This is a genomic window from Catenovulum sp. SX2 (genome assembly GCF_052056295.1).
In the GTDB taxonomy this organism is placed as follows: domain Bacteria; phylum Pseudomonadota; class Gammaproteobacteria; order Enterobacterales; family Alteromonadaceae; genus Catenovulum.
Window position 1 is genome coordinate 2,034,663 of sequence record NZ_CP182493.1, and the last position, 26,969, is coordinate 2,061,631.

Here is a 26,969-nt window from a genome sequence, read left to right on the forward strand (position 1 = left end):
TCCTGCTCCGCTTCTAAATTTGTCTGACTGACGTTATTCAGGCTGCACTGTGGTACCACAAGACTGATCTTGTAGCCACTGGCCAATTAACGCTGGGTTGCGCCAGTTTAAAATACCTATAGGGGCAGCCAACTCGGTTGCTGTGTCTATTGCGGTATTCACTTTCACTATCATGCCATCGGTAATCACACCATCAGCAATCAATTGCTGGGCAAGTACCTTGGTCATTTGAGGAATTACTTGTTTGTCGCCATCTAAAATGCCATCGACATCCGACAACAATAATAATTGGCCACGTAACATTTTTGCGATTGCTTCTGCTGCTTGGTCGGCATTTACATTCAATAATTGGCCGTTTTCGTCACAGCCAATTGAGCTGACCAAAGGTAAATAACCTGCTTTAACTAAAGACTCGATTAAACCTGCATGACCACCACCAACTTGGCCCACACAGCCTAAATCAGCATCAGGAACAAAACAGTTGATTTCACCACCGTCGGCTAATGAAATGCCCACAGCTAAATCACCAACCGATTTGGCAGTTGCCACCATTTGTTTATTTGCACTACCAGCCAAACCACCTACTACATAAGGGATATGCTCAGCTGGGGTAATACGCAAACCGTTTTTCTTTTCGCTTTTTAACCCTAAATCAGTTAACAGTTTTTGCACTAAAGCGCCACCGCCATGAACCACAACCACAGGTTGAGTTTCACGAATGCGCTTTAGCTCAACAAAAAATGCTTTTAGGCACTCAGCGTCTTCTAATAACGCACCACCAACTTTAATTACTAAGGTTTTAGCCATTTAGATTAAACCTCGGCTTGAGTCGAAACCAAATCGAATATTGGCACATTGCACAGCTTGTGAAGATGCGCCTTTTAATACGTTATCAATAGCACTGACCACAATTAAATAACCAGTTTTTTCGTCTAACGCCCAATGTAAATCAACAAAAGGTGTGCCTTCGACATTTTGAATTGCAGGCCACGACTGACGTAAACGCACTAACTTTTTACCTTCGTAAGCATCGTTATACGCTTGGTTGATTTGTTGAATATTGGTGCCGTCTTTTAGTTTTAAGGTAATGGTTGCCAAAATACCGCGCTTAAAGTTACCCAAATGAGGCGTAAAAATAACTGGGTTAGATAAATGTTCAGCAATTTCTGGCTGATGGCGATGACCAAACACACCATATGGGTTGTAGCTTACTTCACAGAAACTGTTAGATAACTTAGCTGCACGGCCTGCACCAGACACACCACTAACAGCGTTAATATTTGGAATAACCGCGCTATCAATTAACTTAGCTTCTTGCAAAGGTTTTAATGCAGTTAACGACGCAGTTGGGTAACAACCAGGTACTGCAACTAGGTTAGCGTTACGGATATCCGCAGTATTCCATTCTGCTAAACCGTATACAGCTTGCGATAATAATTCTGGATAAGTATGCGCAAAACCATAGTAGTCTTTGATAACAGATAAATCAGATAAACGGTAAGCACCAGATAAATCAAAAACCACACCACCGGCTTCAACAATACGCGCCGCCATTTCAACACTGGCTTCGTGTGGTGTACATAAGAAAATTGCGTCACATTCTGGTACTAATTTAGCGATTTGACTTTCGCTAATTGGAATTAATGTACGGTCGATTTGATATGCATATTTACCATGTAGTGCCGAAAATGCTTTGTAAGCATCTGCACTATTTTCAGATACGTATAAACCTGCAATTTCAAATTCAGGATGTTTATGGATTAAGCCTGCTAACTCAGCACCAGCATAACCACTTGCTCCAACGATAGATACTCGAATCATATTCCCCACTCCCAGCGCAAAACCAAAGGCGTATTGTAGCAATCAACAACAAAAAATAAAGCGCACAGAGCGAACGATTTCTCGTTAACTCTGTGCGCGTCATAAAGTGTCTATATATTAACCAAACAAAAACCGAATAACAAGCAAGACTTGAATATATATTCACTTATTATTCATAAATACCCACAAACATAAAATTGTCGGTATTGTTGAGAAAACTAGTTAAAGGATAACTTAGTTTTGCTGGTTTTGCATGTGGCAAAAAATAAGCGAGCATATTGATTCACATTTTAGATTACCTACTCTCTTATATGTGACTATTTGCTATAGCTCGGCATAACTACAATGCCCTCAATACCTTTTTTTACTAACTCAAGAGGCTGATTATCTCTATTTCTAAAACTGAGCTGCACCTCAATTTTATCTGTATCCCTATCGGGTTTTGTATACTGCCAAGTTTTAATAGCACTCATAACTTCATCATCGAAGGTGCCAACAGGTTGAGATAAATTAATTTGAATATTTTCTGTCTGGCCATTTTTATTGATCGTGAATGAAGCTATCGCAAAACCTTCAATATCATTTGCAGCGGCTTGTGCGGGATAAGCTGGAAGTATTCGCATAATTGGCTTGACCAGATCAATGGTAAAATTTGCGAGCGTATTCACTGAAAACTGCGTAAAAACACTAATGAGAATTAGCAAAGTTAAAGAAGGCAGTAGGTAATTTTTGTTGAGCACAGACGGAGTTAGTATTTGCATAAGGCGACAGCTATAAAACCCCTGTTCAGAAAATGCTGCACTCATTGGAGAATTATAACCGTCGTTTGTTGGTGAAACTAACAGCGCTTTTGAATACTCCAGCTTCTGATGCTTAGTTTTATCAGATAAAACTCGCTCATCACAGGATACCTCCTGACACAAATAAAAATGTTTGAGTGCATACCAAACAAAAGGGTTAAACCAAAATACCGATTGGAATAGCATGACTAGCAAATTCCAATACAAATCACCGCGTTTAATGTGCTCCAGTTCATGCGCAATAATCATCTGCTGCTGCTCATAAGTGTAATGTGTTTTGAAAGATTTAGGCACCGCAATAAAAGGAGAGAAATACCCGGAACTAAATGGAGTAGATATCAGATTTGCACTATAGGCACCAACATTCTCCGGCAGATATTTCTTTAGATAAGGGCAAAGATCCAGCTTTAACTGCATAAAAAACAAACAATGTCGAACTAAATAACTTCCCAACACACAACCTAAGCCTATCAACCAAACTAGGAGTATAAGTGAATCGTTTTGTTGAACAGCTTGATTGTAAACAGCCAGCGCTTGCTGGTAGTCAAGTAACATTGGCTGGGTGTAGAAGTACCAAGCCAACTAATGTCAATACAACTTATAAGCAGAGTTAATGGGAACACTAACCAGCAAGAATAAACCTTACTAGCTCCGAGTTTTTTAAAACCGAGTCGCTGAAATAAAACAAAAAACAGTAACAAAGGGATCATTACTACACTTTGCTCTATGAGCCAGCTAATCATTCTTTTGCTCCCAATCAGAAATTATTTTCTTTAACTCGTTAATATCACTTTGGGTGAGTTTTTCAGACTTAGCAAAGCTGGCAACCAATGGCGATAGCTTGCCATCGAATAGTCTTTTTAAAAAGTTATCACTCTCTTTGATTATGTATTCTTCTTTGGCAATCAAAGGGGAATACAAATAATAACGGCTGGATTTTTCAAACTTAATCGCTCTTTTTTTAACCAATCGCCCGAGTAGAGTTTTGACTGTTTTTTCATGCCAAGAATCTTGCTCGTTGAGCCTATCAACAACATCTTTTGCGCTACAAGGGTAGTTTAACCATATAGCGTTTAATATTTCATACTCAGCTCTACTTACTTCCATCGGCTCCCCATAAAATTACATACGTAATCATTGACATCAAAATCACATATATCCCCAACAATGACAAGCTTTAATTAAATATTTGACATTATAGATTACATTTGTAATCTATAATGAGATTACAAATGTAATTCTTTGTACTGTCGGAACTAAAAAGTTGAAACAAAAGATTAAATAGTAACCCTTATTGACACTAACAAAGACCATTTCTTATTCATCATTATTAAGGATTAGAAAACATGAAGATACGCTTAAATAATTATAAAGATAGTTTCAATCGTATTTGGCGGCTTGCGCCTAGTGCAATTTTACTAATATTTAGCTCAATCGCTTTTCAAAGTGCAGGGGCCAATTCGGTTTCCCCTGAACATGTGGCGGTATCTGTGATTAAAAGAGCTTTGCCAACTTATCCACAGTACGCTGTAAAAAATGGTATCGAAGGGACTGTATTAGTAAGCTTCAGCATTGAAATAGATGGCAATGTATCTGATATTCAAGTGGCAGCGTCTGACCACGATGGACTTTTTGATGCCAGTGCAATATTAGGCGTTCAAAAGTGGGTCTATACCCGACCAGTAAAAAAAATCCGTAACAATTACGTTGCTATTGAATTTGCGCTGACAGATAAACCTGCTACATCATATTTTAGCAACGTTGAAAAAATTCAAGTTAGAGGAAATTAATCTGACTTTTCATTTAGGTGTGATTAGAGACCTCTGATAAACAAAACCTTGAGGTCTCTAATTCAACGAACAAGCTACAGCGCATCTAACGCTTGTTTTACATCGGCAACTAGTTCGCTGCTGTCTTCAATACCAACAGAAAAACGCACTAATGTTTGAGTAATACCAGCTTTTAATTGCGCGGCTTCATCCATAGCGGCGTGTGTCATGGTAGACGGGTGACAAACTAAACTTTCAGTACCACCTAACGACTCAGCTAGGCTGAAATGTTCTAACTTGTCGATAAAACGCGTGACTTCGTCAGTTGTGCCTTTTAATTCAAACGACAACATAGCACCAAAACCATGTTGTTGTTTTTTGGCAATTTCATGACCAGGGTGGCTTGGTAAACTTGGGTGATATACCTTATCTACCGCTGGGTGATCTTTTAATACATCAACTAAAGCCAATGAGTTTTCTTGGTGTTGCTTCATACGCGGAACTAAAGTGCGTACACCACGTAAAGTCATATAACTGTCAAATGCTGAACCAGTAATACCGATACAGTTTGCCCACCAAGCTAGCTCTTCACCTAACTCTTTGGTTTTAGTAACCACAACACCACCAACAACGTCGCTATGACCGTTGATGTATTTAGTGGTTGAATGTACAACAATATCCGCACCTAAAGTAAGTGGTTGTTGGAATACAGGTGATAAGAAAGTATTGTCTACTGCTACTAGAGTTTCAGTTTGTTTAGCGCGTGCACAAATATCGCTTAAGTCGCTGATGCGCAATAATGGGTTACTTGGTGTTTCTACCCAAATAACTTTTGGTTTAGCCGCGAAAGCCGCATCTAACTCTTGTTGATTAGTTTGATTGATAACTTGCAGTTTAAACGCACCACGTTGCGCCAAGTTAACAAATAATCGATAGCTGCCACCGTAACAGTCGTGTGGTACAACTAATAAATCGTCTGGACGCAATAATTGGCAAACTAAGTGAATAGCTGCTGTACCAGTTGCAGTAACTACACCATGTGCACCGTGCTCTAATTCGGCTAGTGTATTAGCTAAAATGTCGCGCGATGGGTTGCCACAACGGCTATAATCGTAAGGGCCTTTTTGGTTAAAACCTTCAAACGCATAGGTGCTTGATAAATAAATTGGTGGAACAACGGCGTTATATTGGCCATCCGATTCAATACCACCACGTACTGCGATGGTTGCTAAATTTTTTTTGCTCATAAATTCTGCTACTTTGGGTTTATTTTAGACGTCTATACGGCTAAAATGTATCGTTATGCATTATATGGGTCAAGTGATTTATCTTATTTGACCTGTATTGCGGAAATTTTTACATTATATACTTTATAACCAACTTACCCAATGACCATTTTGTTTGGGCATAATTTAAAATTTAGGTACGAATAACAATGACAAAACGTAACGGCCCAACAATTTGGGATGGAAACTATATTCACCCTTATGTCGAGCACGGCAAAAAGAGTGAAAAAGTTAAAAAGATCACTGTATCTATTCCTACCAATGTTTTGAAAGTTTTAACCGACGAGCGTACCCGCAGACAAATAAATAACCTTAAACATGCAACCAATAGTGAGTTATTGTGTGAAGCGTTTTTACACGCATTTACCGGCCAACCCCTGCCAACCGATGAAGACTTAGCCAAAGATGCAGTGCATCGTATTCCAGCCGAAGCTAGGCAGATAATGACAGAAATGGGCATTGAGTTTGAAGAGGAAGATGAGCTGGAGGATTAGTGGGCTTGTGGGCACAATCTAATTTTGAGTAGACTATTCATCCATGAAGGGCAGGCCCTGTCGCCTTCCGTAGCTCCACCTCAGCAAGCTGCGAAGCGGTGCTTCGGTCTAGCTTCGCCCATGAAAAAGAAATTTTGCTCTAGATTATTGCCCAAGCACATACAAATTTTAAGAGTCGTTAAACAACCAGGTGAAGGCTAACAACATTTTGCAAAACTGTGCACATGACTACATATTCCTCGTAGAAATATCAACTAAATACAATACTAATTCTTCGAATCAATTTATTGAACAGCCTTTTCCTGCTGCTCGATTAAATACCAGTTTTTATCTGGCATTTGAACTTGAGTGATCCATTGCCAATTGTCTGAGCTCAGTGGAATTTCTACCCCATTTGACAACAACATAGTGCTCGCGGTTATATTCGGCTGTTTATTCAACACAGCCAATACAGACTGATTACCAACCAAATGGCTGAACAATTGAGCGGTAAAAGTCACTTTGCCTGAGCTTGAGTTGTATAAGTTCTCAATATCACTTGGATATTGCGATTTTTGATATTGAGCTTGCCACTGCTCTGGCAGCTTATAGCCAAATTGTTGCTCAACATGCTGTTGCCAAACAGAAAAAGTACCAAGCCGTTCGTAAACAGAAGCCAGGTTAAGCAAATAAGTTTGCTGTACTGGCCAAAAATAATAAACCTCTTCCATCGGCATATTTGAGTAGCTAGTAAAGAGCTGGTTTGGATCAAAATGTCCCTTGTCGATTAAAGCTTGTAACACTTTATCCAAATTTGTCGTTTTCAATTTGATCATATCCAACAACAAAGGCAAACCCAATTCAGCTTCTCTGTCGGTTAACAGCGCTAGGTTATCTTTATTTGCCAAAAACGTATTTAAGCCTTCTAAGTCTGCATCCATAATTAATTGGCGCAGTTTTTTCTGCCCTTGGCTTAACCACAAATGTGGATCATCTACCGCAGCTTGTGGTTCAACACTGGTATTTTGTGCTGTTTTTACTTCAACCAAATGTTCATCTACCGGTTCAACTTTCCAACCAGCAAATAGCAACAGCATGACCAATACAAACACAGATACTGCCGCTGCAATTATTGCTGTCGACCAGTGCGAAGGTGATTTTTTACTTTTGCGGTTAGGTAAGGCTGAGTTAGCTGGTTTGCTAGTAGCTGCATTTGGTAGGCTTTTAATTTGTTCAGCCAACTGATACCAGCTTTTTTGCTGGGTGGCATATTCAAGACTATCAATCCACTGGCAGCTTGAAATATAAAATTCTAAATCTGCACTCGGTGCTATATCTTGCAAACGCAGCGGAATAATCTTTTTACCTTTACTAAAGGCTCGTTCAACCTCTTTTGCCACAGCACTAGAGTGATTCGAATGCTCAGTTAATACCAGTACCAGTACCTGGCTTTGTTCAATACCTTTAACAATTTCAGCGCCATAATGCGCCGAAGCTGGAATATTGCGCGGTGCTAACCAACACACTAGTTGCTGCTCTTCTAAAAACTCAACAAGCTCGGCGACTAGGTCATAGTCTCGACTAGCGTGGCTAATAAATGCATCAAACATGCGTCAGTCCTTTGTTAACCACCATGGGCTGCAGATAGCTCTTTTTGCTGAGTTGTCTGCGCCCAAATAAAGTGTTCCAGCGACAGCGCATGGCCAATTTCTAACAAAACTTTATTTGCATGACAGTCGTTCTCACAACCTGCGAGTATATCTACCGCTTGCTGGGTGAGTTTCGCGCTCGACTGGTACTGGGTTAATAACTCTTTAACTGAGTTATTATTTGCCATCATTTCCACCGCTGCGGCGGATAGCGGCAACAAGGCACTGGTAAATACCAGCCAATTTTTTACCTCAACCCCAGCCCATTCTTGAGTGGTTAAAAATTGATAACACACAGGAATAAATAACAAACATAACAGTCCAACAGGAATAAATATCGACAATTTGACCAACCATTCGCTGCATTTGTGCTGCTTTGTCAGTTTAGCGTGCGCAGCTTGGTAATAGGCCAATTGTTCATGCAACCAGATAGACTTTAAATCAGTTAAATTAATAGATTCACAGCCTGCACTACTACCGGCTAAACTCGCTTGCTTGAGCACTTTTTTCACAACTTGTTGTTTGGCTGAAAAATTTGCTGGGATGGAATTAGCAACCGACTGACTAGCATTGTCACCGATAAGCGCTCTTTGTTGCCAAAAAAATTCAATACGTAAGGCTTCAGCAATTGCCCGATACAAAGTGTAATTGGCTTTAATTTTGTTTGGATTGCGCCACTTATACCAAATAAACCCAAGTACAAAAGTGATGACATAAGCAGATAACACAATAAGCGATGGCAATATTTTGGCAAAAACCAGAAATAACAAGGAAATGAGCACGGTTAACCCAGCTACTGTGTAGTGAGCATGTTTAACTTGTTGCTGAGTAAAATTTGCCAAACGGTCAAAATGAGCAAAGTGCTCAGATATTCTATCTTGATCCGCGCTTGCACTTTCTTTGGCAGACAGTTTATTCAAAGGCAATAAACTGTTTTGTTCACTGGTCGCTAACGCCTTTGCTAATTTGCTCAATTGCGCGATTAAATCTACCAGCGTTTTTGGGATAGCTGGTTGTAAACTAATAGGTTTAATACTGGTTAAGTAGCCTTCAGCTTGCCCTTCAACCGGGATCACATAAGTTGGCACACTAGTATCTTGCGTCCATTGCACTGTTTTATGCGTTAGGTGATGCATTCGATACTGCGGCGAAAAAGCCATTTTTGTTGTAAAGGCTGTGCCACCTGGCGCATCACTATTTTGTAAATCCCACAGCGACAGCAGTATATCGCTTTTATTGGTTAAATAGCTTGAGAGGTTTTGGTAACACAGATCACGCTCAACTTGCGGGTTTAGATGAATAACACGCCCTTGTTGGTCTTTTATTTGTGTTAATAAAGTATCTAACAGCGCTTGCTCGCGTGGTGAAAAGTCTTGTTTATACATAGCCAGCGGCATAGGCAATACAGCAGTGGTTCGAATATTATAACCTTGCTGCTGCATTTCTAGCGCCACTTGGCTAACTAACCAATCAGCGCCAACGGCCATACCTGTTACTATGCGTAGTTGCAAAAAAGGGTACTGCTCGGTTATTGCCGTTAGATATTTTGTAACTTTCTGTTGTAACTCAACTTGCGAATTTTTCGGCAAATTGCGATGTCCAGTTACCCCTATTACTAGTTCTAATTCCATATTCCAATACTCTTGTAGCTAACCTACAAAAGTATAAGATATTGATGGTATTAATAAAACTATTTTTTATAAGTGCAAATACAATCCAACACCGAGGCAATCGGGGTGCGAAATATCTCATTTGTTATAGCTAGTGCTGTAAGTCCGTGCAATCAGCCCATTGGAAGCATAATTTTCTAAAAACGCTGCTAGTAAGATGCAATATATCCAAAAGAGCGAGAGCATAACTTTCGCAAAACCGCTGTGAATACATCCTTGTACGCTTCGCTTTTTCATCCATGAAAAAGAAATTTTGCTCTAAGTTATTGCTCTAGCTCTTTTTACCTATTGTGGCGCGGCTAAGTGTTTAGCCTAGTTCCTCAACATTCAAACAGCCATAAAAATGTAGAGGCTAGTGAATGGATGTGTTGTGAGCAAAACTTCACAAAACATGGAAGTTTTGTGCGAGCGAGTCACGGACGACCTTGAAGCGATTTTGCGAACAATACTCCATTTACCTGGTGATTTCCTTGCCCCCACCAAGCAGCGCAACAGAAGTAATTAAACGGGAAGTCTCTGCTACACAGCCCATTGGAAGCATAATTTTCTAAAAACGCTTTTCGCCAGTCCATGGCCGCTCGCAAAAGTTAAAAGCTAATGCAATGCCGCCCTAAAAGGCTGACGAGCGCAAATCTCAGCTTCAGCAATTAAAATTTCTTCTAAGCGAGTATCAACGGTTTCTTTATCAAAATATTCATAAGCCAATTCAACAAACAAGTTTTTGTGCGTTTTTTCAGAATCAGCAATTTGTTGATAAAAATCTTGCTCTGGTGAACCATCCGGTAAAGCTTGGGCAACTAACGAAAAACGTTCGTAACCACGGGCTTCAATCACAGCGCCTACCAACAAACGATCAATAAAAAACTCATCAGTGCCTTTGCGAAACAAAGCACGAATTTCGTGGATATAAGGGTCTTTTTGATCATTACCTAAAGTAGCACCACGACCGTATAAAATTTTAATCACTTCTTTAAAGTGGATCATTTCCTCAATGGCTAGATCAGCCATAGCGCGCACCAATTTTTCGCGGTCAGGGTAATGCGATAACATAGAAACAGCCATACCAGAGGCTTTTTTCTCAGCCGCAGCGTGATCTTGTAAAAAGGTATCAAAGTCAGCTAAAACAGCTTCAGTCCACTCAAAAGGCGTATCGTATTTCAATTCAAACATATTATTCGTCTTCTATTTTGAGCATTTGTATTTGCTCAAAACCTAATTTTTTAAAATATTCTTCGCGGTAATTTTTAACTGCTGCAGAGGTTTTACTGGTGGCAGCAACTTGCTGTTCCATGCGTAAAAAAGCAGTTAAATCAATATTTTCTGCCGCAGCAACTGCTTCATGCATATCTTTAAATTTGTCGTAGGCGAAACTAATTTGTTTCGGTTTTTTGTTGAAGATATAACAAATTTTTCGAACAGCCATAACTATCTCTAAGCCTTAGTTATCAGTTAAGAAGGCAAGTTTATCGACCTTACCCAACCTTGTCGACTCAACTTTGTTGGCATGGCGAATTTGTTGCCAGGCTGTCACCTTGCCTGCCATATTGATTGGCTGAAAACTCGCTTGCGCGATAGGGGGATCTGATTTTAACAAATGCTGCTGATGCAAAAAAGCAATGAGCTGTTGGTAACTACCTGAATTGGCAATATTTAAGCTCAATAACCGCTGCGGCTCGTGCGCAAAACAGGATTGTACTTGTTGTTGATGGTTCACATAACACTCACGCAAAAAGTCTAAATCATTAATATTTTCGAGCGTAAATGGTTGAAATATATCTTGATATACACGCTTTAAATGCGGATTAAATCCTCCATCTGGGCGCACGATATTTTTGTACATGCGCAATAATAGTTGCTGAATAGACGGCAACCAATTGTCGAGCTCTCGCTGTAAGTAGATAAATTTCGCGTCAGGATAAATACTGGCTAATTTGGCAAAATCGGTAAATACCGGCGCATCAGCTATTACTTGAGCCTGAGCAAATGCATCATCAGTAAAAGCTGTATGTGCGGTTTTAAAACCTAGCTCTAACATTGCCACGCACAGGCTAGTTGTTGCTGTGCGTGGTAAACCAATAACAAAAATTTTGTCCTGTGAATTAGAAACGGTAGACATAACCCAACGACAGAGATTTATCGCGCGATTCAAAATCTTTTGGTTTAGTGCGTGCGGTTGCAGAAAAACTATGCTGATTATAGTCGTAACTTAACTGCACATATGGGTAGTGAACCCAGCAGCTAAAATAAGCGTTAACCTCTACTTCTTTAATTCCACAAGTTAAGTGTTTAACTTTGCCATCACCATCTGTATCAGGATAATCCTTGTCCGAAACAAAGTTCATGGCAAATTCACTGTGCCAACCTAGCTTTGTTTGCAGTTTATCTGTCCACACATATTGCCAAGCGATATCCATATCCCCGCCCCAGACACCTGAATCTGCACCACCATATTTGTATGAACCTGGAATAGCCTTCTCTGGGGTGAATTCAAAATGGCCGCCAATCAATAAATTTTGCTTGTCGTTAATTCGGCTGTAATGAGTTAGGTCTAAATAAGCTTTCCAAAAATCAGCCTGCATTAAACTATCGTTACCAACCGGGCCAGTTAAGGTGCGAATTTCGCCACCATTCGTTTGTGCATTTTTGTTTTTAAATTTATCTTCGATTTGTGCTTGAGTTAGTCCACCAAATGCACCTTCTAGCGCTTTATTTACTTTGATGTTAACGTTAGTAAAAGCTACAGTGTCAAAGAGTTTGTATCTAAACGAGCTGGATAAACTGGCAGATAACATAACTATAGTTTCTTCTGTGTCTAACCATTTAAAACCGGCAAGCAAATCAGCATCGTCAAACTGACAGAAATTAACTGAATCTTGCGTGACAATTTGTCCAGTTGGACATTCATCTAGATTAACCACAGGAACAAATTCACTAAAGTTCACATGCTGAATTTGCTCATTAGACGTAGTTTTATGTTCAATACCCAATACATATTGGCTGTTTTGCCATAACTCTAATGGGTTCTCAATCGATAGCTTGAACAATCGACTTTGACCACCAATTTCAAAAACAGATGAATCAACTATATCATCCGACACTCGATAACGGATATCGGCCAATTGTGCACTGAGTCGCCCACCCTCGTCACCATACGGCATGACATATTTAGCGGTTAACGATGAGAAATTTGCAGTTTCACTCGGATCTATTGTTGCCCCCAACTGTAAATAATCGCCATTGCCAGTTGGATTAACAAACAAGCCACTTAAACCTAAACGTTTATCACCAGTTAAACGTGAAGCATTGTTATAAAGTGAAATAGCTTTGGTTGCTTGAATATCATCAATTTTAAGCACTAAATCCGTTTTACCAAAACCAACACTTTTTAGTTCCGGGGTAATACGCGCAGAGGGTAAAAAAGTTAAGCGTGATAAACGCTGTTTAAGCGTTGGTGCATGGATCACCTTACCGGTTAAATCGTTTAAATGGCGTAAGAAGAGTTTTTTGTCATATTCAAAACTATTTTCACCAATAATTTGAATTTGATTTAGGCGGTTTTCTTCAATTTGTAAAACCACCACACCATTATTTATTTGCTGTGCAGGCACAACACAGCGTGAAGTTGTGTAACCCATTTGGTGAAAAATCTGGGTGATTTGCTGGGCAATATTTTGCAAATCAGCCGAGGTAACCATTTTTCCGACATAAGGTTTAGCGATAGGAATAATTTGTTCGTTTTTTAGTAAAGTATTGCCCTTTACGCTTATGCTGTTGAGCTGAAATTTAACCGTTTGTGCTAATTGCGATTGGCCTTCACGCTGGATATTTTGGTCTATTTGAAGTTCTTGAATATCCGTTGGTTTATCTAAGTTGTCTTGATTTTGTTGAGAGTTTTCTTGCTGGTCTTGTTGTAATTTTTGAATGGTATTGGCATAAGCAGATAAAGATACAAAGCTAAAAAAAATTGCTGATACAACTGCAGTCAATTTAAACGCAGATTGGCGTAAATACATATGACTCCCTGATTATTGTTTTATGGTTAGCGCAAACGAAAGTAAAACATTTATTCAACAATTGCTCAATCGTGAGCTGAACAATTTTGTAGATTATTTAAGGTAATATTTTGAAAAGAAGGCACAAAGTCATTACCACCTTGTGCCATTAGCTATTTAGTCTTGGATAGATGCTGTTTTATGGCGCGGGACAGTTTTCTCCATAATTCGCATTTAAGTTTTGCAAAAACGATTCGCTCGGTGAAGCACTGTCCATAGCCGCACAAAACTCAGCTTTGGTAGCGAGCGGATAAATGCCCATATCTTGGTTGTCTGTGCCGCATAAGCCTAAGTCAAAATCAAAAGTACAACTTGCTAATAAACGCACATTGCCAAGGTCAAACCCAGATAAAAATTCTGCATTAGCACTTAAACTGACAAATACCGCCTGATTACCGGATACACCAGCATAAACAGCAGAATCTGCGTTGTAAGCTAACACTAATCCATCAAAAGATGCACCTGTAGCCGCCAAGGTAATTTGGTTAGTTGTCGCATTAAAAGTCATTTCAAAACCGGCAACTGAGTTGGTTATCAATTCACCTTCATTGCCTGGTACTGGCACTAATAAGAGTGAATTGATAAATGCAGTTTTACCACCTGATTGCTGCACTTGTTCAGCTAACTTTATTGATGTATTAATACCTTCAGCACTCGATTTTACTGTTGTAGCAGTAATTAATGTGGTCACTTGTTGTGTGGTGGTTGTAGTTCTGACACTGCTTTGAACCACTTTAATCACAGATTCGTACACGACTTTTTGCGTACTGCTGCCAAGTTTAGACGCGGCAATAGTCGCAGCGATTTGTTTAGCCGCTTCTTTGACCAAATCTTTGCTGTCGTTATCCAGTGTTAACGAATCTACTGCTGCAGCTAAAAAGTCACTGAGGCCAGTATCTGTCACTAAACTACCAGTATTTGAGCCAATAGCTTGTTTTAATAAATTTAGTGAGTTTTTGTTGCCTGCCGACACTTTTAAACCTTCTTTGGCAACAATAACTTCTTGCACCGCGGTCAACTTAGCTGAAGTTTTGGCAATAACATCTTTAATTGTGGTGGTTTCGCCGTTTAACTCAATGCTAGTTGTAGAGGCAGCTTTTACCCCTCGAGTTAAAGCTTCTTGTACCACTGCTTGTGGCAAACCGCCGATTCCATCAGCCGGAATGCCAGTTGCAGGAATCAGCGCAACTATCGGATTAGCAAACAAAGAAACTTGGCCTGTTGCAGGGTCTGCTTCTGGGACAAATTGCAATTCAAAACCAGCGTTGTAGGAAATGTCCGCTTCAGATAAATCGCCACTTTCATCAATATCTTGAAAAGTTAAAAAAGCGTCAGTGTCAGTATTGCGACTAGTAAATTCTACTGGGGCAACTGGCGTTACACCTTCAGCAAACTGATATTCTCCCGGCGAAATTTCAGTAGCTGTATTGCCTATACCATCAACCACAGATAAACCAATAATAACGGCATCTTCGGCAAGATATGTGTATTGATTTTTCACCTGATCTTTGGCTGATTCAGAGCTAGAGCAAGCAGCAAGTATCAGGCTAGCTAGTGCAAACGCGCCATATTTTATTGGCTGAAAAAGCTTTGAGCTTTGTTGCATAGTTTTACTCCATCTCAATTTGCTAATACAGATAGCTTTTTAAAATTACCTAAACTCATTAAGTGAGCAATAATCAATTTATATGCGCCCGAGTTAACTAACTGTAACTTTTGCTCGTCGGTTAATTGATTGAGTTTATCTTCGTTGATACGTTTAAAGCCCTGAATCTGATATTTTTTCCCACCTGAATTCATTTGCGCTTGTGCATCTTCCAACAAATCTAATTCATCCAGTTGAGCAATAATTTTTTCAGTTTTACGACAAGCTGATTCATATTGCTTCATAAAATTCATAACATTAAGGGTAAAATCGGTTGCTTTACCGTCATCGGTAAATAAAGCTTGCCCTTGTTGTTGACTTAAACTCGGTGAGCTTGCATCTAATGCGAGCATAAGTTGCTGCTGCTCTTGGACAAAGACAAATGGATAACGGCGAATAAACGCAGGTACATATTCTCCTGCACGCCACTGACCGTTTTCATCTAACAAGACATTTTGTTGTGGTTTTATCCCGAGCAGAGCAAAAGCGACAAACCTTTGTTGCTCGTTCTTTGTAAACAAAATAGGCAAAGATTTTGCGCATTCGAAAAACTCTTCTGCTGTCACGACACATTCGCGTAGATTTTGACTGAACTGATATCCCTCAAGCGGATTTACTTTTAAGTTGAAGTGCTGATCTTTATTTAAAATTTCGATTTTTTGATAAATGCCAAGTTCCATTATGCCTTCCTCTGTTTTTATTATGAGTGTTGAGGGGCAAGCTGCATGCCCCTCAAAGATGCGACGAGTGACCCTTTATTCAGAGTCTGAGTTACCAAATAATTTGCGGAAGAAATCTAAGAAGCCGTTACCTGTAGAAGTATCGTCTTGTATATCTTTCACATCTTGGCCTAATTCATCCAATGTTTCGTCACCAACTGTCGCGCTACCAGCATCAACAGCTTTTAACACTACACTACTAGATTGAACTTCTGCAACTGTAGTCGCTGCGGTGGTAGTATCGCCTTGGCCAACTCGGAAATCAGCTATTGCATCAGCTTTGGCATTTGCAAGATTCGCTGTAGATTGAGCATTAGCTGCTGCAGTAGCGTTGTTAGCGATTGCCGTGCTGTTGGCTGCAATATTTGTTGCATTGCTCGCCGCACTGCTTGCAATGTCAGTAACACTTGCAGATAAACTACCTGCACTACCGCCTGACGCTAAGCTCACATCATTGTTAATGCTAGTCGCAGTGATAACATCATCTTCGACAGTGAAGCTAGCTAATGCAGCTAGTTTCATGCTGTTATCTGCACCAGTTGCATCTGCCGCAGCAATCGCAGCTGCATTGGCAGCAATTGCTGTATCTGCGTCAGCTTCGTTTTGGTCAACATCTGCTTGCACTGCGGCAATTGCTGTATCTGCATCAGACTCGTTTTGATCAACATCTGCTTGTACTGCAGCAATCGCTGTATCTGCATCAGCTTCGTTTTGGTCAACATCTGCTTGTACTGCAGCAATCGCTGTATCGGCATCAGCTTCGTTTTGGTCAACATCTGCTTGTACTGCGGCAATCGCTGTATCGGCATCAGCTTCGTTTTGGTCAACATCGGCTTGTACTGCGGCAATTGCTGTATCTGCATCAGCTTCATTTTGGTCAACATCTGCTTGTACTGCAGCAATTGCGCTGTCTGCATCAGACTCGTTTTGATCTACATCGGCTTGCACTGCGGCAATCGCAGTATCTGCGTCAGCTTCGTTTTGATCAACATCTGCTTGTAACGCTGCAATTGCTGTATCTGCATCAGCTTCGTTTTGGTCAACGTCTGCTTGAACTGCAGCAATTGCTGTATCTGCATCAGCTTCGTTTTGGTCAACGTCTGCTTGAACTGCGGCAATTGCTGTATCAGCATCAGACTCGTTTTGGTCTACGTCTGCTTGCAATGCAGCAATTGCTGTATCTGCATCAGACTCGTTTTGGTCAACGTCTGCTTGCACTGCGGCAATTGCAGTGTCGGCATCTGCTTCGTTTTGGTCTACATCTGCTTGTACTGCAGCAATTGCTGTATCTGCATCTGACTCGTTTTGGTCAACGTCTGCTTGTACTGCTGCAATCGCTGTATCTGCATCAGACTCGTTTTGGTCTACATCTGCTTGCACTGCGGCAATTGCGCTGTCTGCATCAGACTCGTTTTGATCAACATCTGCTTGTACTGCGGCAATTGCCGAATCAGCGTCAGACTCGTTTTGGTCAACGTCTGACTGAATCGCAGCGATTTCATTTGCTAGCGTGTCTGAAGTTGAGTCGTTGTTTAAATCACCTGCTCGGACTGATGATTTAAGCACTGCATAATCTATGTCAGAGCCGTCAGCTGAGCTAGCAACTACATCATTGCTGGTATCCGAATCATCAGATACGTCTTCATAGAAAGTCGCGATGGAAGCAATTTGATTGCCTAACTTGGTGATAGTAGTGTACGAGCCATCTGTGCCATTAAAGAAGGCTGAAGCACTGATACCACCAGAAATTAAGTCACCATTAATATCAACAAATCCGTTGATGCCATCACTACCATTTACTAGGTATGAGATATAAGCGGCAACTGTTTGATTACTGCTAGAATCAAAACCTTCACCGAGTAATGCTTCTAACTGGTCAATACGATTATTGACAGAGTTAAAGGTATTGCGGTTAAAGTAGTTTAATTCTTGGAAGTTACCAGCTAATTGATCATTTGCCGCATCAACTAAATCTGGGTTAGATGTTGTATCTGTGGCATTTTCTGTGGTGAAACTAATATCAATTTCGCGGCTACCACCTAATAGATTGTTTTCGTCTTCAAGATCAAAACCTGTGATATCAATTGCTAATTCAACATCATCAAAGTCACTATTGTTGTTTGAATGGTCGCCATTATTATCAATATCTACCGCATCTAAATCACCTAAACTGATAGACAGGCGATTAACTGATGAAGCAGTCGACGCTTTCCAATCTACCGCGATTGCATTATCTCGTCCCATGTTACCATGAGCACTTAAAGCAAAAGCTTTAGCTTTAAGCAGAGCGTTACCATCTGAATCTAACTGGCGTTCGTTGCTGGTACCAGCATTTATGGTAATTTTACCTAGATATAAATCCGAGCTTCCATCTGTTCCTTTGATATCACCAGTTAATAGCAGCTCTGATTCTGCGCTACCTTGGGTTTCGCTAATGCTGACTGTGTAACTAGTTTCATCGTCAGTTGCAGAGCTGTCTGTGATGATAATGTCATTTATAGTTAAAGTGTCGTTGCTGTTCGCATTTGTGGTAATTGCAACATTACCTTGTGCAGCTGAGTCAGCCAACACATCTAAGTCAACAGAGTCTAAAGTAACTGAACCGGCAGCATCAAAGGCTAAAGTGCCGACAACCACATTGCCAGAATCTGTTAGGTCACCACCACTGGTCACATCTAAGCTACCAGCTGTGATCGCGCCTAAATCAAGTGCGGTTGTATCTTCAATTGTGACAGTACCTGTGCCAGCGTTAACAGCTACTGAACCCGCTAAGCTATTTGCACTATCATCTAATGTTACATCTGCATTGCCTGCTGATGTATCAACAGTTAAGTTGCCCGACAGAGTTAACGCGTCTGTGCTGGTAATTGCGCCGCCAGCTGTAACATCAAGTGTACTGGCAGTAATTGCCGCTAAACTGATGGCATCAGTTTCAGTAAGAGTAACTGCGCCTGTGCCCGCGTTTGCGGCAAAGCTTGCTAAACTATGGGTATTATTGCCTAAATCTATAGCACCGTTATTTGCTGAGGTGTCTATATCCACAGCTGTTGTAACTGTTAAGGCACCTGCGTCCGTTACAGAATCAGCATCGGTCACAGTCAGGTTGCTCATTGAACCTGCATTTAGGGTCAAATCACCAACTGAATCAATTGTTACATCAGCTGCGCTATCAACTTGTAAGGTTAATGCGTCTGCTTCATTGATATCTAGATTACCTGTGCCTGCTGCAACAGTTAAACTATCTAAGCTGTGAGTATTGTTGCTTAAATCTATATTGCCGTTAGCCGCAGAGGTGTTTAAGTTGCTCGCACCAGTTACAGTTAATGCGCCAGCATCAGTAATTGAGTTAGCGACTGTCACTGTTAAGCTGCTCATTGAACCAGCATTTAAGGTTAAATCGCCAACTGTATCAACAGTCACTGCACCTGCACTGTCCACTTGCATTGTTAATGCATCAGTTTCTGCAACATCAAGTGTACCGTTGCCAGCATTAACAATTAGGCTAGCTATGTTATGGGTATTGTTACTTAGTTCAATATTTCCATTAGCTGTTGAGGTATCAATATCTGCTGTGCTGGTGATACTTAACACACCTGCATCTGTTACAGAATCCGCATCCGTCACAGTTAAGTTAGTCATTGAACCTGCATTTAAGGTCAAATCACCAACTGAATCAACCGTCACATCACCTGCACCATCTACTTGTAGAGTTAATGCATCCGTTTCATCTATATCAACCGCACCATTGCCTGCGTCTACAACTAAAGTTGCTAGGCTGTGGGTATTGGTATTTAACGTGATATCTGCATTATTTGCAGAGGTATCAATGTCTGTTATGCCTGTGATGGATAAAGTACCTGAATCTGATACCGCACCACCGGCTGTTACTGTTAACGCTGACGCTGTGATGTTGCCTAGGTCTAAAGCATCTGTTTCATCAACTAATACTGTGCCTGCACCTGCGGCAACTGTGAAGATATTTAAGCTTTGAACATTATTGCTTAAATCAACATTACCCCCAGCAGCTGAAGTATCAATATCTGTTGTGCCTGTTACTGTTAGTGAACCTGCATCTGTTACTGATGTTGCGGCACTGACAGTTAAGTTACTCATTGAACCTGCATTTAAGGTTAATGCGCCAACTGAATCAACTGTCACATCTCCTGCGCTATCAACTTGTAGAGTTAACCCATCGGTTTCGTCTATATCCAGATTCCCCGAGCCAGCAGCAACTGTTAGGCTAGCTAAGTTATGGGTATTGTTATTGAGGTCAACATTACCGTCAGCACTTGAAGTATCTAAGTCGGTTGCACCAGTTACTGTTAATACGCCAGCATCTGTGATTGAGTTAGCTGCTGATACAGTTAAGCTGCTCATTGAACCTGTATTTAAGGTTAAGTCGCCAACCGAATCAAGTGTCACATCACCCGCACTATCCACTTGTAAAGTTAATGCATCTGTTTCAGCTATATCAAGATTCCCCGAGCCTGCAGCGACGGTTAAGCTAGCTAAACTATGGGTATTGTTGTTTAAATCTATATTACCGTTGGCTGCAGAGGTATCTAAGTCAGTTGCACCTGTTACTGTTAGTGCGCCAGCGTCTGTTACTGAGGTTGCAGCTGTTACGGTTAAGCTCGACATTGAACCTGCATTTAAGGTTAATGCACCGACTGTATCAACTGTCACAGCACCTGCATTATCTACTTGTAAAGTTAATGCGTCTGTTTCTGCTACATCTAATGTACCTGTGCCAGCATCAACGATTAAGGTGCCGATTGAATGTGTATTGTTATTTAAATCAACATTACCATTGGCTGTTGAGGTGTTTATGTCTGCTGTACTTGTGATACTTAATACACCAGCATCTGTGACTGAATTAGCATCTGTCACAGTTAAGTTGCTCATTGAGCCTGCGTTTAAGGTTAATGCACCTACTGAATCAACTGTTACATCACCCGCACCATCTACTTGTAGCGTTAATGCGTCTGTTTCGTTGATATCAAGATTACCTGTACCTGCATCAACCACTAAGGTATTTAAACTATGCGTATTGGTGTTTAAGGTCACCGCGCCATTGCCTGATGAGGTGTCTATATCCGTTGTGCCAGATACAGTTAATGTTCCTGAGTCTGATACTGCGCCGCCTGCTGTTATGGTTAATGCTGATGTGGTGACATCACCTAAATCAAGTGCGTCTGTTTCATCTATATCAATTGCACCTGTCCCTGCATCTGCTGTAAAGGTATTTAAACTATGTGTATTGTTGTTTAATACAATTGCACCATTGGCGGTTGAGGTGTCTAAATCGGTTGTTCCTGTGACGGTTAACGCGCCAGCATCTGTAATAGATGTAGCATCAGTCACTGTCAGGTTCGCCATTGAACCTGCATTTAGGGTTAATGCGCCAACTGAATCAACTGTCACATCACCCGCGCCATCTACTTGTAGAGTTAATGCGTCTGTTTCGTCTATATCAACCGCGCCAGTACCTGCATCTACCACTAAAGTTGCTAGGCTGTGGGTATTGGTATTTAAGGTGATATCTGCATTACCTGCTGAGGTATCAATATCTGTTGTGCCTGTAACGGTTAGTGTACCTGAGTCTGATACTGCGCCTCCGGCTGTTACTGTTAATGCTGACGCCATGATATTGCCTAAATCTAATGCGTCTGTTTCATCAATCATTACAGTGCCCGTGCCTGCAGCGACAGTGAACACATTTAAGCTTTGCGTATTATTGCTTAAATCAACATTGCCGTTGGCGGTTGAAGTATCAATATCTGTTGTGCCTGTGACTGTTAGTGAACCTGCATCTGTTACTGATGTTGCTGCACTGACAGTTAAGTTACTCATTGATCCTGCATTTAGGGTTAATGCACCTACTGAATCAACTGTCACATCACCTGCACTATCCACTTGTAAAGTTAATGCATCTGTTTCGTCTATATCAACATTACCTGTGCCTGACTCAACAATTAAGCTGTTTAAGCTATGGGTGTTGGTATTTAATGTGATAGCTGAGTTATTCGCAGATGTATCTATATCCGTTGTGCCAGATACAGTTAATGTACCTGTGTCTGATACCGCACCACCTGCTGATACAGTGAAGTTTGTCGCTGTGATATTGCCCAAGGCAATTGCATCTGTTTCATCGACATCAACTGAACCAGTGCCAGCATTAACCGCTAGGCTGTTTAGGCTATGCGTTGCATTGTCTAGATTTACATCACCATTGGCAGTTGATGTATCTAAATCAGTTGCACCTGTTACTGTTAGTGCACCAGCGTCTGTTACTGAGGTTGCAGCTGTTACCGTTAAGCTCGACATTGAACCTGCATTTAAGGTTAATGCACCGACTGTATCAACTGTCACTGCACCTGCATTATCCACTTGTAAAGTTAATGCGTCGGTTTCTGCTACATCAAGTGTACCTGTGCCTGCATCAACTATTAAGGTGCCGATTGAATGTGTATTGTTATTTAAATCAACATTACCATTGGCAGTTGAGGTGTTTATGTCTGCTGTACTTGTGATACTTAACACACCAGCATCTGTGACTGAATCAGCAGCTGTTACCGTTAAGCTCGACATTGAACCTGCGTTTAAGGTCAAATCACCAACTGAATCAATTGTTACATCACCCGCACCATCTACTTGTAGGGTTAATGCGTCTGTTTCGTTGATATCAAGATTACCTGTACCTGCATCAACCACTAAGGTATTTAAACTATGCGTATTGGTGTTTAAGGTCACCGCGCCATTGCCTGATGAGGTGTCTATATCTGTTGTGCCAGATACAGTTAATGTACCTGAGTCTGATACTGCGCCGCCTGCTGTTATGGTTAATGCCGATGTGGTTACATCACCTAAATCAAGTGCGTCTGTTTCGTCTATATTAATTGCACCAGCCCCTGCATCTGCTGTGAAGGTATTTAAACTATGTGTATTGTTGTTTAATACAATTGCGCCATTAGCGGTTGAGGTGTCTAAATCGGTTGTACCTGTAACTGTTAACGCGCCAGCATCTGTAATTGATGTAGCATCAGTCACTGTCAGATTCGCCATTGAACCTGCATTTAGGGTTAATGCGCCAACTGAATCAACTGTCACATCACCCGCGCCATCTACTTGCAGCGTTAATGCGTCTGTTTCGTCTATATCAACCGCGCCAGTGCCTGCATCTACCACTAAAGTTGCTAGGCTGTGGGTATTGTTGTTTAAATCTATATTGCCATTGGCAGCAGAGGTATCTATGTCAGTCGTACCAGTTATAGTTAAGACACCTGCATCCGTTACTGAGCTCGCTGTTGTAACGGTTAAGCTGCTCATAGCACCTGCATTTAACGTTAGATCACCGACTGAATCTAAGGTGACAGCACCGGCATTATCCACTTGTAAAGTTAATGCATCGGTTTCAGCAACATCTAATGTGCCAGTACCTGCATCAACAATCAAAGTTGCTAAATTATGCGTATTGTTATTTAAATCAACATTGCCATTGGCTGCTGAGCTATCAATATCTGTGGTGCCAGTTACACTAATCACACCTGCGTCTGTTACCGTACCATTAGCCGATAAAGTTAAGTTAGCTGCTGAGGTTGTACCTAAGGTAGTATTAGTTGTATTGGTTAGGGTTAGATCGCCTGTTACATCTGAGGTAACAGTGCCAGAAATGACGTTATTGCCAGATAAGTCTGCGTTGCCCGTAGTAGTTAGGTTTAACGCCGCAGCAGTAACCACAGCCGAACCACCATTGCTAATGCTAGCAGCTTCAATATCTAAGTCATCTGCGACATTCAATGCATTATCAATTGATACTGCACCTGCCGATAAAATATCAACACCTTGATGTGTAGTTGTGGTCGCTAAATCTGCGCCATCAATATCTACAGCACCACCTGTCGATTTACCAAAAGTGATCACACCTGTGCCAGCTTGTAATAAATCTAGTTCAGCTTGGCTAATGCTGACATCACCAGCACCACTGCCTAAACCTATGGTGTTGCTGTCGGATAAACCACGAATATCCATATCATTATTGTTGGATGTGACATTCGCATTTAACGCTAATCCGCCAGAACCAGCTTCAATTGTGATATCACCTGTTGAATCAGTATCACTGTCGGAAGTAACAGCCGCTAAGCTAACAGTGCCACCTTGTAAACTAACATGATCTGTTGCTGTTAATGCACCTGCAACCGTGAGTGTGCCAGAAGCAGATAAGGTTAAATCACCTGAAGTTACTGTGATTGCATCAGCGCCTGTGTTTAAGTCTGTTGCATTTTGTATATCTAAACCTGTCACAGTTAATACATCATCACCGCCACCAACAGCGTCAGTGAAAGTTACTGTATTCGTATTTGCATCAATGGTAATGGCAACACCATCAGATAAACTATTAAAGGTTGAACCACCAGAGGTATTTACATCAATATCAGCAGCGGCAGTTAAGGCAATTTCGCCAGCACTAGCTTGAATGGAAGTACTGTCGTTCGAAGTTATACCACCAGCAGTTGCAGTAATTGCAACAGCTGTAGTGTTAGCACTAGTGGTGACTATATTATTGAGTGCAATTGCATCATCTTCGGTAACACTGATGTCACCCGAGCCTGCGTTAATCGCGGCAGAATCAACTGCTGTAATTAAGGTTGCGCCAGTTGATGAAGTAACAGTTAAATCTGCACCTGATACTTTGGCTGTAGTGGTAACTGAGCTGTCATCTGTGTTAATACTCACATCACCTGTGCTCGTTAGAGCGGCATCAATAGTGACTGCACCTGTGGTTGTGCTGATACTAGTATCATTACCTGCGGTTAGTGCTTGGTTAGTATCAACAGCGCCGTCAGCTGTTATAGTTAGATCGTTGTTTGCATCTAAGGTGCCGTCTGTTGTAACTGTGCCATCTGAGTTGATTATGATGTCAGCTGCTGTAGAGGTGATAGAGCCAGTACCAGAAACAGCAAAGTTGCCGGTGGCATTAATATCAGTATTTGCCGATGTTGAAACAGCCGCATTTATATCCGCCGTACCAGCAGCATCTGCGTCTATGCTATTGGCTGTTACCGCTGCATCTATAGTTAAATTGCCTGAGTTAATATCTAAATCAACATTTGAGTTGTTTATTGCTGAGCTCACAGTAACAGCACCAGTGTTACTGTCGTCACCAATTTTAACAGTTCTACTCGAACTGCCCGCAGTTAAGTTAGTCACACTAGTCGAATCTAAATTTAGCGTGCCAGAGGTACTACCTAAATCTATATCCGCATTGTCAGTGACAGTATCTAGAGTCACTGTACCAGTGGAAATTGCCGCATTTAAATCAACATTATCCGCTGTAATATTCAACGTACCAGATGTACCAGACACAGCACCGTTAACTGTCACCACGCCAGTGGTATCAGCCGTGGTTAAACTTAAACTTGCGCTGCTAGCGACCGCGACTGCATTACCTAAAGTAATATCATCACCCGCGTTTTTGGTTGATATTGAGGTTGTGCCATTAATATTCGACACGCCTACAACCAAATCACCGTCGTTGCTAATAGTTAAACTACCAGCTTGAGTCATGTTCAGGTTATTCACATCCGTATCAAAACTACCTGAATTAGTTGTGCCAGTAATGACTAAGGTATCCGCAGTAAAATCACTTGCCGAAGTACCTTCACCAGTAATAGTACCAGTTGCATTTATGGTTAAAGTTTGGCCCGATACATCAATGGTGTCGGCAATGGTTAGATCATTTGATTTTATGGTTAAATCTGCTGCGTTGCTGACGGTTGGATCAAGGTCATCAACATCAACACCTTCAAAATCAAGGGTGATTTCTTGTCCAGCCGACTTATTTAAAGTTACAGTGCCGGTTTGGGTTAAGGTTGAAGTTGCGCCACTGGCTTCACTGATTTGAATATCACCAGATGAAGTTACATCACCCAAGTTTAAATCACCGTCTAAGGTGAAATATAAGTTACCAACTTTAGTACCCGAAGTTGTTAAAGTACCACTGGCAGAATTAATTTCAATGGCGTTACCACTGGTACCGATTTCTAAATTATTAGAAGCTGAATCAGACGCTGTGATCGTAATTGTGCCATCCGTGATCAAGTTTGCATCGTCGGAAAAACTGATATTTTGCCCTGTCTGTGAACCCGTAGTTGCTGTTATCGGGTTATTGATAATAACCGCCCCACCAGATAACGACTGCACACTGGTTAAGCTAATACTCGAACCTTCAATTTGACCAATTTCAAGTGTACCCGCAGACTGATTTACATTAACCGTACCAGTTGCATCAATATAAATAACGCCCGCTTTAACCGACTCAATATCAACATTGCCGCCCGCATTAATTGATATTTCACCATCTGCCGCAATTGCACCGGCTGAACCATCGACATTGCCATCGGCACTAATGGTTAAATAGTTTGCACCAAGTGTATCTGTACCTGTGCCTGAGTTACTGATGATAACGTCGTTTTCAGAAACGATATTGAGTTTCTTGTCATCATTAACCGTTGCTCGAATTGAATTGACAGTAATGTCAGCATTGTTGCCACTGTCAGTTAAAGTCAAACCAAAATCAGCAGCGTCTTGGTCATAACCAGACAAACTAGACACATCTTTGGTTGAGATCATCAGGTTACTATTTAATGCACCTGTGTTATTAAAATTCGAACCAACAGTCACACCATTTGGATTGACAAAAATAAGCGTTTCAACATTGCTGGTATTAACAGAACCATCCATCAAACTAGCATCATTACCTGTTACCCGATTTAAAAATACTGAATCTGTCGTACCGGTAAAATTAAGCGTTTCGTCGCTGGCTAAACCTAAAGTTTCCCAATCTATGATAGTATTTTGCGTATTTGCAGTAATATTAGCTGTTGTGGAACCATCGCCAACACCAGTAATAGTTGCGCCACCATCATTATTGACCGCACTATCATTTAGTGACGATGTAGTCGCAGCACCTGCTTGGGATGCCCATAAGGCAGTTGAAACAGCAATAGCGATGGAAGATTTTGCGATAGGTTGAGCGAGCGAATTTTTAGCTTGAGTACGTTTATTAGTATTTTTCATCTTTTG

The 26,969-nt window shown here is 41.1% G+C and carries 16 protein-coding genes; 2 read left to right on the forward strand and 14 right to left on the reverse strand.

All coding sequences use genetic code 11. The annotated features are described in order from the left end of the window. Positions 1 to 33: 33 nt before the first annotated feature. The 4 genes from argB to ACMZOO_RS08535 form a co-directional block, all read right to left on the reverse strand. A complete protein-coding gene (gene argB / locus ACMZOO_RS08520; protein ID WP_440906261.1) occupies positions 34 to 807 on the reverse strand; it encodes an acetylglutamate kinase in 774 nt (257 codons plus the stop codon). Next, the gene (gene argC, locus ACMZOO_RS08525) at positions 808 to 1,821 is read right to left on the reverse strand and encodes an N-acetyl-gamma-glutamyl-phosphate reductase (RefSeq protein ID WP_016954545.1); all 1,014 of its coding nucleotides are present in this window, start codon (positions 1,819 to 1,821) and stop codon (positions 808 to 810) included. Positions 1,822 to 2,138: 317 nt separating this feature from the next. Further along, positions 2,139 to 3,176, reverse strand: a complete 1,038-nt coding sequence (locus ACMZOO_RS08530) for a M56 family metallopeptidase (RefSeq protein ID WP_440906262.1) — start codon at positions 3,174 to 3,176, stop codon at positions 2,139 to 2,141. Positions 3,177 to 3,356: 180 nt separating this feature from the next. Next, positions 3,357 to 3,728, reverse strand: coding sequence for a BlaI/MecI/CopY family transcriptional regulator (locus ACMZOO_RS08535; RefSeq protein WP_440906263.1), 372 nt, complete (start codon positions 3,726 to 3,728; stop codon positions 3,357 to 3,359). Positions 3,729 to 3,967: 239 nt separating this feature from the next. Here ACMZOO_RS08535 and ACMZOO_RS08540 point away from each other — a divergent pair, with 239 nt between their 5' ends. After that, positions 3,968 to 4,411, forward strand: coding sequence for an energy transducer TonB (locus ACMZOO_RS08540; protein WP_440906264.1), 444 nt, complete (start codon positions 3,968 to 3,970; stop codon positions 4,409 to 4,411). Positions 4,412 to 4,485: 74 nt separating this feature from the next. Here the strand turns inward: ACMZOO_RS08540 and metB are convergent, their stop codons facing one another. After that, on the reverse strand, positions 4,486 to 5,637 hold the full coding sequence (metB, locus tag ACMZOO_RS08545; RefSeq protein WP_016954547.1) for a cystathionine gamma-synthase: 1,152 nt from the start codon (positions 5,635 to 5,637) through the stop codon (positions 4,486 to 4,488). Between the two features lie 188 nt (positions 5,638 to 5,825). Between metB and metJ the strand changes: the two genes are divergently transcribed. After that, positions 5,826 to 6,170, forward strand: a complete 345-nt coding sequence (gene metJ / locus ACMZOO_RS08550; protein WP_440906265.1) for a met regulon transcriptional regulator MetJ — start codon at positions 5,826 to 5,828, stop codon at positions 6,168 to 6,170. A 284-nt stretch (positions 6,171 to 6,454) separates the two neighbouring features. Here the strand turns inward: metJ and ACMZOO_RS08555 are convergent, their stop codons facing one another. The 9 genes from ACMZOO_RS08555 to ACMZOO_RS08595 form a co-directional block, all read right to left on the reverse strand. Further along, positions 6,455 to 7,759, reverse strand: a complete 1,305-nt coding sequence (locus ACMZOO_RS08555; protein WP_440906266.1) for a toll/interleukin-1 receptor domain-containing protein — start codon at positions 7,757 to 7,759, stop codon at positions 6,455 to 6,457. A gap of 14 nt (positions 7,760 to 7,773) precedes the next feature. Next, positions 7,774 to 9,429 (reverse strand): hypothetical protein, encoded by a 1,656-nt coding sequence (locus ACMZOO_RS08560; protein ID WP_440906267.1) that lies wholly within the window; start codon positions 9,427 to 9,429, stop codon positions 7,774 to 7,776. 633 nt (positions 9,430 to 10,062) lie between these two features. Next, complete coding sequence (locus ACMZOO_RS08565; RefSeq protein WP_016954551.1) at positions 10,063 to 10,638, reverse strand: tRNA-(ms[2]io[6]A)-hydroxylase; 576 nt, start codon at positions 10,636 to 10,638, stop codon at positions 10,063 to 10,065. 1 nt (position 10,639) lies between these two features. Then, positions 10,640 to 10,891, reverse strand: a complete 252-nt coding sequence (locus ACMZOO_RS08570; RefSeq protein WP_440906268.1) for a DUF2960 family protein — start codon at positions 10,889 to 10,891, stop codon at positions 10,640 to 10,642. Between the two features lie 15 nt (positions 10,892 to 10,906). Next, positions 10,907 to 11,584: a sulfotransferase family protein gene (locus tag ACMZOO_RS08575; RefSeq protein ID WP_440906269.1), complete on the reverse strand. Its 678-nt coding sequence runs from the start codon at positions 11,582 to 11,584 to the stop codon at positions 10,907 to 10,909. Then, entirely contained in the window at positions 11,568 to 13,481 is a 1,914-nt protein-coding gene (locus ACMZOO_RS08580) for a POTRA domain-containing protein (RefSeq protein WP_440906270.1), read from the reverse strand. Before ACMZOO_RS08580 ends, ACMZOO_RS08575 begins: the two co-directional genes overlap by 17 nt. A gap of 178 nt (positions 13,482 to 13,659) precedes the next feature. Continuing rightward, a complete protein-coding gene (locus ACMZOO_RS08585; RefSeq protein WP_440906271.1) occupies positions 13,660 to 15,126 on the reverse strand; it encodes a hypothetical protein in 1,467 nt (488 codons plus the stop codon). 14 nt (positions 15,127 to 15,140) lie between these two features. Then, positions 15,141 to 15,845, reverse strand: coding sequence for a SapC family protein (locus ACMZOO_RS08590; protein ID WP_440906272.1), 705 nt, complete (start codon positions 15,843 to 15,845; stop codon positions 15,141 to 15,143). Positions 15,846 to 15,920: 75 nt separating this feature from the next. Continuing rightward, positions 15,921 to 26,963 carry a filamentous hemagglutinin N-terminal domain-containing protein gene (locus ACMZOO_RS08595; protein WP_440906273.1) on the reverse strand — a complete coding sequence of 3,681 codons (11,043 nt, stop codon included), beginning with the start codon at positions 26,961 to 26,963 and terminating at the stop codon, positions 15,921 to 15,923. Positions 26,964 to 26,969: the final 6 nt, after the last annotated feature.

What these genes read in the sequence shown, in the direction of transcription:
- ACMZOO_RS08595 (WP_440906273.1), bottom strand. Translation starts at nt 26,963, where the DNA reads ATGAAAAATACTAATAAACGTACTCAAGCTAAAAATTCGCTCGCTCAA.
- ACMZOO_RS08560 (WP_440906267.1), bottom strand. Translation starts at nt 9,429, where the DNA reads ATGGAATTAGAACTAGTAATAGGGGTAACTGGACATCGCAATTTGCCG.
- argB (WP_440906261.1), bottom strand. Translation starts at nt 807, where the DNA reads ATGGCTAAAACCTTAGTAATTAAAGTTGGTGGTGCGTTATTAGAAGAC.
- ACMZOO_RS08585 (WP_440906271.1), bottom strand. Translation starts at nt 15,126, where the DNA reads ATGCAACAAAGCTCAAAGCTTTTTCAGCCAATAAAATATGGCGCGTTT.
- ACMZOO_RS08570 (WP_440906268.1), bottom strand. Translation starts at nt 10,891, where the DNA reads ATGGCTGTTCGAAAAATTTGTTATATCTTCAACAAAAAACCGAAACAA.
- ACMZOO_RS08575 (WP_440906269.1), bottom strand. Translation starts at nt 11,584, where the DNA reads ATGTCTACCGTTTCTAATTCACAGGACAAAATTTTTGTTATTGGTTTA.
- ACMZOO_RS08540 (WP_440906264.1), top strand. Translation starts at nt 3,968, where the DNA reads ATGAAGATACGCTTAAATAATTATAAAGATAGTTTCAATCGTATTTGG.
- metB (WP_016954547.1), bottom strand. Translation starts at nt 5,637, where the DNA reads ATGAGCAAAAAAAATTTAGCAACCATCGCAGTACGTGGTGGTATTGAA.
- ACMZOO_RS08590 (WP_440906272.1), bottom strand. Translation starts at nt 15,845, where the DNA reads ATGGAACTTGGCATTTATCAAAAAATCGAAATTTTAAATAAAGATCAG.
- metJ (WP_440906265.1), top strand. Translation starts at nt 5,826, where the DNA reads ATGACAAAACGTAACGGCCCAACAATTTGGGATGGAAACTATATTCAC.
- ACMZOO_RS08530 (WP_440906262.1), bottom strand. Translation starts at nt 3,176, where the DNA reads ATGTTACTTGACTACCAGCAAGCGCTGGCTGTTTACAATCAAGCTGTT.
- ACMZOO_RS08535 (WP_440906263.1), bottom strand. Translation starts at nt 3,728, where the DNA reads ATGGAAGTAAGTAGAGCTGAGTATGAAATATTAAACGCTATATGGTTA.
- argC (WP_016954545.1), bottom strand. Translation starts at nt 1,821, where the DNA reads ATGATTCGAGTATCTATCGTTGGAGCAAGTGGTTATGCTGGTGCTGAG.
- ACMZOO_RS08555 (WP_440906266.1), bottom strand. Translation starts at nt 7,759, where the DNA reads ATGTTTGATGCATTTATTAGCCACGCTAGTCGAGACTATGACCTAGTC.
- ACMZOO_RS08565 (WP_016954551.1), bottom strand. Translation starts at nt 10,638, where the DNA reads ATGTTTGAATTGAAATACGATACGCCTTTTGAGTGGACTGAAGCTGTT.
- ACMZOO_RS08580 (WP_440906270.1), bottom strand. Translation starts at nt 13,481, where the DNA reads ATGTATTTACGCCAATCTGCGTTTAAATTGACTGCAGTTGTATCAGCA.